The following is a 12,514-nucleotide window of genomic DNA, read 5'->3' as shown; positions in this document are numbered from 1 at the left end:
TGGTGAGGCTGCCCGCCGTCCCGACCGCCTCGATGCGCGGGCCGCCGAGCAGCACGTCGGCGGTGCGTCCGTCCGCGAGCCGCGCCCCGCCGAGCAGGAGCGCGGAGGGGTCGGCGGGGCTTTCGGGCATCGAGCGCTCCTGGAAGGGATGCAGATTCGCGCAGCGTGCGCCGAGCCTAGGCGCAGTCCCGTTCCGCCCCGCGGAGGAGCGGACCGGTCGTACGGATGTGGCCCTGTGAGGCGGGCGGGAAGAGGGGCGCCGCAGGGGCCCGCGAGGCGGCCCGGGAGGTGGTCCGCGGAGGCGGCGTACGTGCTGATCAAGGGCCTGGTCAGGGGGGTGTCGGCAGGGGCCGCCCGGAGCGGGGGAGTGGGGCCGGGACGGGCGATGGAAACGGATTTGGGCGATCGGCGAGAGACCGTGTAATGTCTTCCTCGCTCGCCCCAATAGCTCAGTCGGTAGAGCGTCTCCATGGTAAGGAGAAGGTCTGCGGTTCGATTCCGCATTGGGGCTCTGGTGATCGGGAAACCCCGCTTCGGCGGGGGAGCCCGGCATCAAAGCGGTGTAGCTCAGTCGGTAGAGCAAGCGGCTCATAATCGCTGTGTCACCGGTTCAAGTCCGGTCACCGCTACTAACGGTAGCCGATTGTGGGGTCGGTCCTTCGATCGGCTACTCTTTTATGCGTTCATCCGTCCATCGTCCGTCCAAGGAGCACTCACGTGGCTGCCACCGACGTCCGCCCGAAGATCACGCTGGCCTGCGTGGAGTGCAAGGAGCGGAACTACATCACCAAGAAGAACCGGCGTAACAACCCGGACCGTCTTGAGATGAAGAAGCACTGCCCGCGCTGCAACTCGCACACCGCGCACCGCGAAACGCGCTGAAACAGGCTCGTACACGAGGCCGTCCCCATAGGGGGCGGCCTCGTGTCGTTGTATGCGGGTCGTCCCTCGCCCTATTCGACTTTTCACCAGGAGGTACGGAGCTCATGGCGCTCGACCAGTCCTTCGTGGGGCGGACCTATCCGCCCACCCCGGCGTACGAGGTCGGCCGGGAGAAGATCCGGGAGTTCGCGGAGGCGGTGGGTGACACCGGTGCCGCGTACGTCGACCCGGAGGCCGCCAAGGCTCTGGGGCACCCGGATGTGATCGCTCCGCCGACGTTCGTCTTCTCGATCACCTTCAGGGCGGCGGGCCAGGTGATCGAGGACCCCCAGCTGGGCCTGGACTACAGCCGTGTGGTGCACGGCGACCAGAAGTTCGCCTACACCCGCCCCGTACGGGCGGGCGACCGGCTGACGGTCACCTCGACCATCGAGGCCGTCAAGTCGTTGGCGGGCAACGAGATCGTGGACATCCGGGGCGAGGTGCACGACGAGTCCGGTGAGCACGTCGTGACCGCGTGGACGAAGCTGGTGGCGCGTGCCGCCGAGGAGGCGTGATGACGGCGAGCATCGCTTACGGAGCTGTCGAGGTCGGTACGGAACTGCCGGCGCAGTCGTTCCCGGTGACACGGGCGACGCTGGTGCGGTACGCGGGCGCCTCCGGAGACTTCAACCCGATCCACTGGAACGAGAGGTTCGCACGCGAGGTCGGTCTGCCGGACGTGATCGCGCACGGCATGTTCACCATGGCCGAGGCGATCCGGGTGGTGACCGACTGGGCCGGCGACCCGGGCGCGGTCGTCGAGTACGGCGTGCGGTTCACCAAGCCGGTCGTCGTGCCGGACGACGGGGCCGGGGCGCTGATCGAGGTCAGCGGCAAGGTGGCCGCCAAGCTGGACGACAACCTCGTGCGGGTCGACCTGACGGCGATGAGCGACGGCAAGAAGGTGCTGGGCATGTCCCGCGCGGTCGTCCGCCTCGCCTGACCGGCGGCTGCCGCTGTCCGCCGAAGGGCGTCCTCCCCCGGGAGGGCGCCCTTCGCGCGCTCCGCGGCCCGCCCCGGGCGGTACGGCTGCGGACCGTACTCTTGTCCCGTGCAGGAACTCCACGACGCCCCCCTCGCCCCCCTGACCACCTTCCGGCTCGGCGGTCCCGCCGGCCGCCTCCTGACGGCCACGACCGACGCGGAGGTGATCGCCGCCGTGCGCGAGGCCGACGACAGCGGAACCCCGCTCCTGGTCATCGGCGGTGGCTCCAACCTGGTCATCGGCGACAAGGGCTTCGACGGAACGGCCCTGCGCATCGCGACCGAGGGCTTCGAGCTGACCGGTACGGCGCTCGAACTCGCCGCCGGTGAGATCTGGACCGACGCCGTGACCCGTACGGTCGAGGCAGGACTGGCCGGGATCGAATGCCTGGCCGGAATCCCCGGGTCCGCCGGGGCGACGCCGATCCAGAACGTCGGTGCCTACGGGCAGGAGGTGTCCTCGGTCATCACCGAGGTCGTCGCCTACGACCGGCACACCCGGGAGACGGTCACCCTCCCGAACGAGGAGTGTGCGTTCTCGTACCGCCACAGCCGCTTCAAGGCCGAACCCGGCCGCTTCGTCGTGCTCCGCGTCCGGTTCGGGCTGGAGGACGCCGGCGGACGGTCCGCACCCCTCCGCTACCCCGAGACCGCCAAGGCCATGGGCGTCGAGCAGGGGGACCGCGTCCCCCTCGCCTCGGCCCGTGAAACCGTCCTCCGGCTGAGGGCGGGCAAGGGGATGGTGCTCGACCCGGAGGACCACGACACCTGGTCGGCCGGATCCTTCTTCACCAATCCGATCCTCGACGAGGCGCAGCACGCGGCCTTCCTCGCCCGAGCCGGCGAGCGCCTGGGCGCGGACGTCACGCCCCCGGCCTTCCCCGCGGGTGACGGCCGGGTGAAGACCTCGGCCGCCTGGCTCATCGACAAGGCGGGCTTCACCAAGGGGTACGGCACCGGCCCCGCGCGCATCTCCACCAAGCACACGCTCGCCCTCACCAACCGGGGCGGCGCGACCACCGAGGACCTGCTGGCCCTGGCCCGCGAGGTCGTCGCCGGAGTCCACGAGGCCTTCGGGGTCACGCTCGTCAACGAACCGGTGACGGTCGGCGTCACCCTGTAGCCCGGCCTTCCCGGGCGCCTTCCGGTACGCGGTCGCCCATGCCCCGGGCGCCCTCCGCTCGGTACGTGACACCCACGCCCCGGGCGCCCTCAGTACGCGACGCCCACGCCCTGTTTCACCGCGGCCGGATCATCGACCGGCGCCGGCATCGCGCGGGCCACGTCGGCCCGCGCGAGGGACCGGCCGCTGCGCGGGGTGCCGCCGACGGCCGTCCGGTACGACCCGGTCAGCGGGCCGACCGGCGCCGCGTCCCCCGCCCGCGCCCTGCTGAACGGCATCAGCTGACCAGCCACGCGTCGATCCCGCCCAGCAGCTTCTCCCGGACCTCGGCGGGAGCCACGGATCCCCGCACGGACTGCCGGGCCAACTCGGCCAGTTCCTCGTCGGTGAACGCGTGGTGCCGGCGCACGAGGTCGTACTGCGCTGCCAGGCGGGAACCGAAGAGCAGCGGGTCGTCCGCGCCGAGCGCCATCGGCACCCCCGCGTCGAACAGAGTGCGCAGGGGTACGTCCGCGGGCTTCTCGTAGACGCCGAGAGCCACGTTGGACGCCGGGCAGACCTCGCAGGTCACCCCCCGCTCGGCGAGCTCGCGCAGCAGCCGCGGGTCCTCCGCCGCCCGTACGCCGTGCCCGATCCGGGCCGCGTCGAGGTCGTCCAGGCAGTCCCGGACGCTGGAGGGGCCCGAGAGCTCACCGCCGTGCGGCGCCGCGAGCAGACCGCCCTCACGGGCGATGGCGAAGGCGCGGTCGAAGTCGCGGGCCATCCCGCGCCGCTCGTCGTTGGAGAGGCCGAAGCCGATGACGCCCCGGTCGGCGTACCGCACGGCGAGCCGGGCCAGCGTCCGGGCGTCCAGCGGGTGCTTCATCCGGTTCGCCGCGATCACCACGCGGATCCCCAGCCCGGTGTCGCGGGCCGCCCGGTCCACGGCGTCCAGGATGATCTCGATCGCCGGGATCAGCCCGCCGAGCAGCGGGGCGTACGAGGTCGGGTCGACCTGGATCTCCAGCCATCCGGAGCCGTCCGCGACGTCCTCCATGGCGGTCTCGCGCACGAGCCGCTGGATGTCCTCCGGCGAGCGCAGACAGGACCGGGCGATGTCGTAGAGGCGCTGGAAGCGGAACCAGCCGCGTTCGTCCGTGGCCCGCAGTCTGGGGGGCTCACCGCCGGTCAGGGCCTCGGGCAGACGGACCCCGTACTTGTCCGCCAGTTCGAGCAGGGTCGTGGGCCGCATCGACCCGGTGAAGTGCAGGTGCAGATGGGCCTTGGGCAACTGCCGTACGTCACGCTCCATTGAAGGATCTTGCCGCACATGAGGGGTGCCGCGGTAGCCGGATCCCCTTGTGAGTTACCCCTCGAACAGAAGGCGGCCCCCGGCCGGAGCCGGGAGCCGCCTTCTGTTCGAGGGGCCCGCGTCAGTCGCGGGCCTCGCCCAGCAGCTTCTGGAGCCGGGAGACGCCCTCGACGAGGTCGTCGTCGCCCAGCGCGTAGGACAGCCGCAGATAACCCGGGGTGCCGAACGCCTCACCGGGCACCACGGCGACCTCGGCCTCGTCCAGGATGAGGGCCGCGAGCTCGACGGAGTCCGCCGGACGCCTGCCGCGGATCTCCTTGCCCAGCAGTCCCTTCACCGACGGGTACACGTAGAACGCGCCCTCGGGCTCGGGGCAGAGCACGCCGTTGATCTCGTTGAGCATGTGCACGATCGTCTTGCGGCGGCGGTCGAAGGCACTCCGCATCTCGGCGACCGCGTCCAGCGGACCGGAGACCGCGGCCAGCGCGGCGACCTGCGCGACGTTGCTGACGTTGGAGGTGGCGTGCGACTGCAGGTTGGTCGCCGCCTTGACCACGTCCTTGGGGCCGATGATCCAGCCCACCCGCCAGCCGGTCATGGCGTACGTCTTGGCCACGCCGTTGACCACGATGCACTTGTCGCGGAGCGCGGGCACGACCGCCGGGAGGGAGGCGGCCGCGGCGTCGCCGTAGACCAGGTGCTCGTAGATCTCGTCGGTCATGACCCACAGGCCGTGCTCGACGGCCCAGTTGCCGATGGCCTCGGTCTCGGCCTCGCCGTAGACGGCGCCGGTCGGGTTGGACGGGGAGACGAAGAGGACGACCTTGGTGCGCTCGGTGCGGGCCGCCTCCAGCTGCTCGACGGAGACGCGGTAGCCGGTGGTCTCGTCCGCGACGACCTCCACCGGCACCCCGCCGGCGAGACGGATGGACTCGGGGTAGGTGGTCCAGTACGGGGCGGGGACGATGACCTCGTCGCCCGGGTCGAGGATCGCGGCGAAGGCCTCGTAGATGGCCTGCTTGCCGCCGTTGGTCACCAGGATCTGGGAGGCGTCGACCTCGTAGCCGGAGTCGCGCAGTGTCTTCTCCGCGATGGCGGCCTTGAGCTCGGGGAGCCCGCCGGCCGGGGTGTAGCGGTGGTACTTGGGGTTGCGGCAGGCCTCGACGGCGGCGTCGACGATGTAGCCGGGGGTCGGGAAGTCGGGCTCACCGGCGCCGAAACCGATCACCGGACGCCCGGCGGCCTTGAGGGCCTTGGCCTTGGCGTCGACGGCGAGGGTGGCGGACTCGGAGATCGCACCGATGCGGGCCGAGACCCGGCGCTCGGACGGAGAAGTTGCAGCGCTCATGGCCCCCATGCTCCCAGACCGGAAATGCCCGCGGCACAGGGGTTTCAGGGACCGGACAGGACGTGGACAGCATCCGGACAGGACCGGTCGGTTGTTGTCTGTTCGACGCGGCGCCCCTGAGCACGTACACTCACCTGTCGTTGGCCTTCATCAGTCGCACCGTTTTCCCGACCGGCTTGCCGGGGAGGATGCGGTAGGTTGGTGGAAACCACAAAGGGTCGTAGCTCAATTGGTAGAGCACTGGTCTCCAAAACCAGCGGTTGGGGGTTCAAGTCCCTCCGGCCCTGCTACACACTCCTTCGCCAGGATGTGTGCGCATGTACGTACTTCAATGCACCGCCGTGCGGCTCCACCGGGCGCGGCACGGCCACGACCCGGAATCAGGTGAGTAGCGTGACGGACGCCGTGGGCTCCATCGACATGCCTGATGCCGAGGACGAAGCCCCCGAGTCGCAGAAGAAGACCCGGAAGGGCGGAAAGCGCGGAAAGAAGGGCCCTCTGGGCCGTCTCGCGCTGTTCTACCGCCAGATCGTCGCCGAGCTTCGCAAGGTCGTATGGCCCACGCGCAGCCAGCTGTCCACCTACACGGCCGTGGTGATCGTGTTCGTGGTCGTCATGATCGGTCTCGTCACCGTGATTGACTTCGGATTTGCGCGGATCGTCAAGTACGTCTTCGGCTGATCCCCGCGGAGGGCGCCTCATCGGCGCCCCTTTCGCATGTTCCACCCATTTGTATCCAGGAAGAAGCAGCCATCGTGTCTGACCCGAACCTGAACGACGACGCCGAGCCCACGGCGAGCGCCGTCGAGTCCGCCGAGGACGAGCTCGACATCGTCGAGGCGGCGGATGCCGTGGCCCCGGACCAGGTCGACGCTGCTGACGCCGCCGCGGGCGAGCCCGCCGAGCAGGACGCCCTGCGTGTCGAGACCGACGAGGACGAAGAGTCCGCCGAGTCCGCCGACGAGGAGGAGTCCGACGAGGACGAATCCGACGGGCACGAATCCGACGAGGACGAAGAGGCCACGGACGAGTCCGGCGCCGAGTCCTCCGAGGAGACCGAGCAGGCCGCCCCCGTCGACGCCGTCGCCGCCCTGCGCGACGAGCTGCGAGGACTTCCCGGCGAGTGGTACGTCATCCACACGTACGCCGGTTACGAGAAGCGCGTGAAGGCCAACCTGGAGCAGCGCGCCGTCTCGCTCAACGTCGAGGACTTCATCTACCAGGCCGAGGTGCCCGAGGAAGAGATCGTCCAGATCAAGAACGGTGAGCGGAAGAACGTCCGTCAGAACAAGCTCCCGGGTTACGTCCTGGTGCGCATGGACCTGACGAACGAGTCCTGGGGTGTTGTCCGCAACACGCCCGGCGTCACCGGTTTCGTCGGCAACGCCTACGACCCGTACCCGCTGACCCTGGACGAGATCGTCAAGATGCTCGCCCCCGAGGCCGAGGAGAAGGCGGCCCGCGAGGCGGCCGAGGCCGAGGGCAAGCCGGCTCCGGCCCGCAAGGTCGAGGTCCAGGTCCTGGACTTCGAGGTGGGCGACTCGGTCACCGTCACCGACGGCCCGTTCGCGACCCTGCAGGCGACGATCAACGAGATCAACGCCGACTCGAAGAAGGTCAAGGGCCTCGTCGAGATCTTCGGTCGCGAGACCCCGGTCGAGCTCAGCTTCGACCAGATCCAGAAGAACTGACCGGCTTTCCGCCCGTCTCTGGACACATGCCTACCGAGCAGGTCGGACCGGCTTCGCAGCCGGTCTGACCTGCTCGGTTTTTGGTCGCGCAGCTATACCCGTTATCGTTGTGCGGTATGCCTCCATCCGGATGACCGGAACGGGGGCGAAACACTCTCACTAGGACCCGGAGAGAGCAATGCCTCCCAAGAAGAAGAAGGTCACGGGGCTCATCAAGCTCCAGATCAACGCCGGTGCGGCCAACCCGGCGCCGCCGGTGGGCCCCGCACTGGGCCAGCACGGCGTCAACATCATGGAGTTCTGCAAGGCCTACAACGCCGCGACCGAGTCGCAGCGTGGCATGGTCGTGCCGGTGGAGATCACGGTCTACGAGGACCGCTCCTTCACCTTCATCACGAAGACTCCGCCGGCCGCCAAGCTGATCCTCAAGGCCGCAGGTGTGAACAAGGGCTCCGGCGAGCCGCACAAGACCAAGGTCGCCAAGATCACGGCCGACCAGGTCCGCGAGATCGCCACGACCAAGCTCCCCGACCTGAACGCCAATGACCTCGACGCCGCGTCGAAGATCATCCTCGGCACCGCCCGTTCCATGGGCATCACGGTCGAAGGCTGAACCAGCCCCGTAGGCCTTCAGTGGTAGGACCAAGCGCTGGTCCGCACCACGACTCCACACTCTGAACACCACAGGAGTAGATGTGAAGCGCAGCAAGAACCTCCGCGCTGCGGACGCGAAGATCGACCGGGAGCGTACGTACGCCCCGCTCGAGGCCGTCCGTCTCGCCAAGGACACCGCCACCACCAAGTTCGACGGCACCGTCGAGGTCGCGTTCTGCCTGGGCGTCGACCCTCGCAAGGCCGACCAGATGGTCCGTGGCACCGTGAACCTCCCGCACGGCACCGGCAAGACCGCCCGGGTCCTGGTCTTCGCGACCGGTGACCGTGCTGCGGCCGCGGAAGCCGCGGGCGCCGACATCGTCGGCGCCGACGAGCTCATCGACGAGGTGGCGAAGGGCCGTCTGGACTTCGACGCCGTCGTCGCCACGCCGGACCTCATGGGCAAGGTCGGCCGCCTGGGCCGCGTGCTCGGTCCGCGTGGTCTGATGCCGAACCCGAAGACCGGCACCGTCACCCCCGATGTCGTCAAGGCCGTCAACGACATCAAGGGCGGAAAGATCGAGTTCCGCGTCGACAAGCACTCGAACCTGCACTTCATCATCGGAAAGACCTCTTTCGATGACACGAAGCTGGTCGAGAACTACGGCGCGGCCCTGGAGGAGATCCTCCGTCTGAAGCCGTCCGCCGCGAAGGGCCGCTTCATCAAGAAGGCGACCATGAGCACGACGATGGGCCCCGGCATCCCGCTGGACGCCAACCGCGTGCGCAACCTCCTCGTCGAGGAGGACCCGGCCGCCGTCTGAGCCCCCGTGCTCACCCGGTAGCCGCCGTCATGGCATCGGGACGGGCCCCGCAGCCTCCTCGGAGACTGCGGGGCCCGTCCGCGTACGCCCCGGGCGCTTGCCCTCGGCCGCTCGGGCGGCTCCTAAACCTCCCGGACCGGTCGAACCGGGACGGATTTGCTCCGGACGGCTCCGGTCGCGTAAGCTCCACAAGAAGCCAAAGACCGCTGGTCGTTGCCGCACTCTCGTCAGAGGGGACGGCGACCGAAGGATCCGTCGAGAACGGGCGACCCGCGCAGGTGACTGTGGAAAGCTCCCGGATTAATCCGGTAGAGCTACGCCCTGGCGCCTGCGCTGGGGCGTTTCGTCTTTCCCGGCCCCTTCTGAGCGGTCCTCATCACCCGGAAGGAGGCCGACGCTCATGGCAAGGCCCGACAAGGCTGCCGCGGTGGCCGAGCTGACGGACCAGTTCCGCAGCTCGAGCGCCGCCGTGCTGACCGAGTACCGGGGTCTCACCGTGGCACAGCTCAGGCAGCTGCGCCGTTCGCTCGGTGAGAACGCCCAGTACGCCGTGGTGAAGAACACGCTGACCAAGATTGCGGCCAACGAGGCCGGGATCGACACGCTGGACGACCTGTTCTCGGGTCCGACGGCGGTTGCCTTCGTCACCGGTGACCCGGTGGAGTCGGCGAAGGGTCTTCGTGACTTCGCCAAGGAGAACCCGAGCCTCATCATCAAGGGCGGTGTCCTTGATGGTAAGGCCGTTACCGCCGATGAGTTCAAGAAGCTCGCGGACCTCGAGTCCCGCGAGGTTCTGCTCGCCAAGCTGGCCGGTGCCATGAAGGGCAAGCAGACGCAGACTGCGCAGCTCTTCCAGGCTCTGCCCTCGAAGTTCGTCCGCACCGCGGAAGCGCTTCGTGCCAAGAAGGCCGAGCAGGGCGGTGCCGGTACCCCGGCTCCCGCCGATGCCGAGGTGGCGGAGTAACACTCCGCGTCCACGGCTCGCAGCGGGCCCGTACGCCCGCCTACATATACATCCGGCACCTGCCGAATTAGTGGAAGGACGCCATCATGGCGAAGCTCAGCCAGGAAGACCTGCTCGCCCAGTTCGAGGAGCTCACCCTCATCGAGCTCTCCGAGTTCGTGAAGGCCTTCGAGGAGAAGTTCGACGTCACCGCCGCCGCCGCGGTCGCCGTTGCCGGCCCCGCCGGCCCGGGCGCCCCTGCCGAGGCCGAGGCCGAGCAGGACGAGTTCGACGTCATCCTCACGGCTGCCGGCGACAAGAAGATCCAGGTCATCAAGGTCGTGCGTGAGCTGACCTCGCTGGGTCTGAAGGAGGCCAAGGACCTCGTCGACGGCGCCCCGAAGCCCGTCCTCGAGAAGGTCGCCAAGGAGGCCGCCGACAAGGCTGCCGAGTCCCTCAAGACCGCCGGCGCTTCCGTCGAGGTCAAGTGACCCTGCGAGTCCTCTGACTCCGCAAGGCAGCCCCTGCCGTGAGGCAGGGACGTCACATCGCCAAGGGCGATCACCCATCCGGGTGGTCGCCCTTCGGCGTGCCCCCGGAGGCTGCCTTGAACTTCCGCGCGCGACGAGTAGGGTGATCTTCGCCGTGCTTTTCTCCGGGTCGCCGTAAGGCGTCAACCAGCGTCCTCCGGACGCAGGTGAAGATCGCCGGACGTCCGCCGAGGCCCTCGGGGCCTTGACGAACCGCACGCGGCGCGCAATTCTCAGGACGCGTCGTCATCTCGATCCGCTTCCGAGGCATGGATCGAGAGCGAAGAGGGCAGTAAAGAAGAGCGCACACCGCGCGAGGGCTATTCATAGGTGTTGAGAACAGCTGTTGAGAGCAACGTGGGTCTCTGAGAACCGCGACTGGACATCAGTGTGGCGTTTGGCTACACTGACCCTTTGCGCTGCCTGTTAGCTGCCTCCTGCCCGTCACCAGGGGCATGCCCACGCCTGGCACCGACGACCGGACCTTCCCTGACCTAGGGATTCCCGTCTCTGTGCAGGGCTTGGGGCCGGTACGCGCGTAGTGAGTCCGAGCCCTCGGAAGGACCCCCTCTTGGCCGCCTCGCGCAACGCCTCGACCTCGAATACGAACAACGGTGCCAGCACCGCCCCGCTGCGCATCTCTTTTGCAAAGATCAAGGAGCCCCTCGAGGTTCCGAACCTCCTCGCGCTGCAGACCGAGAGCTTTGACTGGCTCCTCGGCAACGCCGCCTGGAAGGCTCGCGTCGAGGCTGCTCTGGACAGCGGACAAGACGTCCCCACCAAGTCCGGCCTGGAGGAGATCTTCGAGGAGATCTCCCCGATCGAGGACTTCTCCGGGTCGATGTCGCTCACCTTCCGCGACCACCGCTTCGAGCCCCCGAAGAACTCGATCGACGAGTGCAAGGAGCGCGACTTCACGTTCGCCGCGCCGCTCTTCGTCACGGCCGAGTTCACCAACAACGAGACCGGCGAGATCAAGTCCCAGACGGTCTTCATGGGCGACTTCCCGCTCATGACCAACAAGGGCACCTTCGTCATCAACGGCACCGAGCGTGTCGTCGTGTCGCAGCTCGTGCGTTCGCCGGGTGTCTACTTCGACTCCTCCATCGACAAGACGTCCGACAAGGACATCTTCTCCGCCAAGATCATCCCTTCCCGGGGTGCCTGGCTGGAGATGGAGATCGACAAGCGCGACATGGTCGGTGTCCGCATCGACCGCAAGCGCAAGCAGTCCGTCACCGTCCTCCTGAAGGCTCTCGGCTGGACCACCGAGCAGATCCTCGAGGAGTTCGGCGAGTACGAGTCGATGCGCGCCACCCTGGAGAAGGACCACACCCAGGGCCAGGACGACGCGCTGCTCGACATCTACCGCAAGCTGCGTCCGGGCGAGCCGCCCACGCGTGAGGCCGCTCAGACGCTGCTCGAGAACCTCTACTTCAACCCGAAGCGCTACGACCTCGCGAAGGTCGGCCGCTACAAGGTGAACAAGAAGCTCGGCGCCGACGAGCCGCTCGACGCCGGTGTCCTCACCAGCGACGACATCATCGCCACCATCAAGTACCTGGTGAAGCTGCACGCCGGTGAGTCCGAGACGGTCGGCGAGTCCGGCCGCTCGATCATGGTCGAGACGGACGACATCGACCACTTCGGCAACCGTCGTATCCGTAACGTCGGTGAGCTGATCCAGAACCAGGTCCGTACGGGTCTCGCCCGTATGGAGCGCGTCGTGCGTGAGCGCATGACCACCCAGGACGTCGAGGCGATCACCCCCCAGACGCTGATCAACATCCGGCCGGTCGTGGCCTCCATCAAGGAGTTCTTCGGCACCAGCCAGCTGTCGCAGTTCATGGACCAGGTGAACCCGCTGTCGGGCCTCACCCACCGGCGGCGCCTGTCGGCCCTCGGCCCGGGCGGCCTCTCCCGTGAGCGGGCCGGCTTCGAGGTCCGGGACGTGCACTTCAGCCACTACGGCCGGATGTGCCCGATCGAGACGCCGGAGGGCCCGAACATCGGCCTCATCGGCTACCTCTCCAGCTACGCCCGGGTGAACCCCTTCGGCTTCCTCGAGACGCCCTACCGGGTGGTGCGCGACTCCACCGTGACCGACGAGGTCGTCTTCCTCACCGCGGATGAGGAGGAGGAGTACATCGTCGCCCAGGCCAACGCCCCGCTGAACGAGGACAGCACGTTCCGCAACGACCGGGTGCTGGCCCGCCGATCACCCCAGGCGGCGTCGCTCAAGGACCTGAAGCTCCAGCTCGA

Annotated in this window: 12 protein-coding genes, 3 tRNA genes and 3 pseudogenes; 14 read left to right on the top strand and 4 right to left on the bottom strand. The window is 68.4% G+C overall.

Translation table 11 applies throughout. The features are described from left to right. Nucleotides 1-130: pseudogene (locus VN520_RS13220) on the bottom strand (hydrolase); the annotation flags it as partial. A 308-nt stretch (nt 131-438) separates the two neighbouring features. Here VN520_RS13220 and VN520_RS13215 point away from each other — a divergent pair. The 6 genes from VN520_RS13215 to VN520_RS13190 all read left to right on the top strand — a co-directional run bounded on the left by VN520_RS13215 (nt 439) and on the right by VN520_RS13190 (nt 3,031). Further along, nucleotides 439-511 (top strand) — tRNA-Thr (locus VN520_RS13215). A 45-nt stretch (nt 512-556) separates the two neighbouring features. Beyond that, a tRNA-Met gene (locus tag VN520_RS13210) sits at nt 557-629 on the top strand. Nucleotides 630-717: 88 nt separating this feature from the next. Then, nucleotides 718-882, top strand: coding sequence for a 50S ribosomal protein L33 (gene rpmG, locus VN520_RS13205; RefSeq protein WP_003956487.1), 165 nt, complete (start codon nt 718-720; stop codon nt 880-882). A 104-nt stretch (nt 883-986) separates the two neighbouring features. Further along, nucleotides 987-1,439 carry a MaoC family dehydratase N-terminal domain-containing protein gene (locus tag VN520_RS13200; RefSeq protein ID WP_325747084.1) on the top strand — a complete coding sequence of 151 codons (453 nt, stop codon included), beginning with the start codon at nt 987-989 and terminating at the stop codon, nt 1,437-1,439. Continuing rightward, on the top strand, nt 1,439-1,867 hold the full coding sequence (locus tag VN520_RS13195) for a MaoC family dehydratase (RefSeq protein ID WP_325747083.1): 429 nt from the start codon (nt 1,439-1,441) through the stop codon (nt 1,865-1,867). The genes VN520_RS13200 and VN520_RS13195 overlap by 1 nt, the downstream gene beginning before the upstream one ends. A 108-nt stretch (nt 1,868-1,975) precedes the next feature. Then, the gene (locus VN520_RS13190; RefSeq protein ID WP_325747082.1) at nt 1,976-3,031 is read left to right on the top strand and encodes a UDP-N-acetylmuramate dehydrogenase; all 1,056 of its coding nucleotides are present in this window, start codon (nt 1,976-1,978) and stop codon (nt 3,029-3,031) included. 89 nt (nt 3,032-3,120) lie between these two features. Here the strand turns inward: VN520_RS13190 and VN520_RS13185 are convergent. The 3 genes and pseudogenes from VN520_RS13185 to VN520_RS13175 all read right to left on the bottom strand — a co-directional run. Further along, nucleotides 3,121-3,267, bottom strand: a pseudogene (locus tag VN520_RS13185) (epimerase); the annotation flags it as partial. A 41-nt stretch (nt 3,268-3,308) separates the two neighbouring features. Further along, entirely contained in the window at nt 3,309-4,322 is a 1,014-nt protein-coding gene (locus VN520_RS13180; protein ID WP_325747081.1) for an adenosine deaminase, read from the bottom strand. A gap of 121 nt (nt 4,323-4,443) precedes the next feature. Then, nucleotides 4,444-5,670, bottom strand: a complete 1,227-nt coding sequence (locus VN520_RS13175; protein WP_325747080.1) for a pyridoxal phosphate-dependent aminotransferase — start codon at nt 5,668-5,670, stop codon at nt 4,444-4,446. Nucleotides 5,671-5,884: 214 nt separating this feature from the next. On the opposite strand from VN520_RS13175, the gene VN520_RS13170 reads away from it, so the two are divergent. From VN520_RS13170 to VN520_RS13135, 8 genes and pseudogenes are all read left to right on the top strand, one after another. Next, a tRNA-Trp gene (locus VN520_RS13170) sits at nt 5,885-5,957 on the top strand. A gap of 106 nt (nt 5,958-6,063) precedes the next feature. Then, on the top strand, nt 6,064-6,351 hold the full coding sequence (gene secE / locus VN520_RS13165; RefSeq protein ID WP_325747079.1) for a preprotein translocase subunit SecE: 288 nt from the start codon (nt 6,064-6,066) through the stop codon (nt 6,349-6,351). 74 nt (nt 6,352-6,425) lie between these two features. Continuing rightward, nucleotides 6,426-7,361 (top strand): transcription termination/antitermination protein NusG, encoded by a 936-nt coding sequence (gene nusG, locus VN520_RS13160; protein WP_325747078.1) that lies wholly within the window; start codon nt 6,426-6,428, stop codon nt 7,359-7,361. Nucleotides 7,362-7,539: 178 nt separating this feature from the next. Then, nucleotides 7,540-7,974 (top strand): 50S ribosomal protein L11, encoded by a 435-nt coding sequence (gene rplK, locus VN520_RS13155; RefSeq protein WP_325747077.1) that lies wholly within the window; start codon nt 7,540-7,542, stop codon nt 7,972-7,974. 82 nt (nt 7,975-8,056) lie between these two features. Beyond that, the gene (gene rplA, locus VN520_RS13150) at nt 8,057-8,779 is read left to right on the top strand and encodes a 50S ribosomal protein L1 (RefSeq protein WP_325747076.1); all 723 of its coding nucleotides are present in this window, start codon (nt 8,057-8,059) and stop codon (nt 8,777-8,779) included. Between the two features lie 400 nt (nt 8,780-9,179). Then, nucleotides 9,180-9,743 (top strand): 50S ribosomal protein L10, encoded by a 564-nt coding sequence (gene rplJ, locus VN520_RS13145; RefSeq protein WP_033297586.1) that lies wholly within the window; start codon nt 9,180-9,182, stop codon nt 9,741-9,743. A gap of 86 nt (nt 9,744-9,829) precedes the next feature. Next, the gene (gene rplL, locus VN520_RS13140; protein ID WP_325747075.1) at nt 9,830-10,213 is read left to right on the top strand and encodes a 50S ribosomal protein L7/L12; all 384 of its coding nucleotides are present in this window, start codon (nt 9,830-9,832) and stop codon (nt 10,211-10,213) included. Nucleotides 10,214-10,823: 610 nt separating this feature from the next. Next, nucleotides 10,824-12,514 (top strand): annotated as a pseudogene (locus VN520_RS13135) (DNA-directed RNA polymerase subunit beta); the annotation flags it as partial.

Source organism: Streptomyces sp., assembly GCF_035563135.1.
Classification (GTDB): Bacteria; Actinomycetota; Actinomycetes; order Streptomycetales; family Streptomycetaceae; genus Streptomyces.
This window is presented reverse-complemented; position numbering and strand designations above follow the sequence as displayed.

Excerpts from the sequence above, each read along its gene's own strand:
- VN520_RS13200 (WP_325747084.1), top strand. The coding sequence starts at position 987 with ATGGCGCTCGACCAGTCCTTCGTGGGGCGGACCTATCCGCCCACCCCG.
- VN520_RS13195 (WP_325747083.1), top strand. The coding sequence starts at position 1,439 with ATGACGGCGAGCATCGCTTACGGAGCTGTCGAGGTCGGTACGGAACTG.
- VN520_RS13180 (WP_325747081.1), bottom strand. The coding sequence starts at position 4,322 with ATGGAGCGTGACGTACGGCAGTTGCCCAAGGCCCATCTGCACCTGCAC.
- VN520_RS13175 (WP_325747080.1), bottom strand. The coding sequence starts at position 5,670 with ATGAGCGCTGCAACTTCTCCGTCCGAGCGCCGGGTCTCGGCCCGCATC.
- rplK (WP_325747077.1), top strand. The coding sequence starts at position 7,540 with ATGCCTCCCAAGAAGAAGAAGGTCACGGGGCTCATCAAGCTCCAGATC.
- rplJ (WP_033297586.1), top strand. The coding sequence starts at position 9,180 with ATGGCAAGGCCCGACAAGGCTGCCGCGGTGGCCGAGCTGACGGACCAG.
- rplL (WP_325747075.1), top strand. The coding sequence starts at position 9,830 with ATGGCGAAGCTCAGCCAGGAAGACCTGCTCGCCCAGTTCGAGGAGCTC.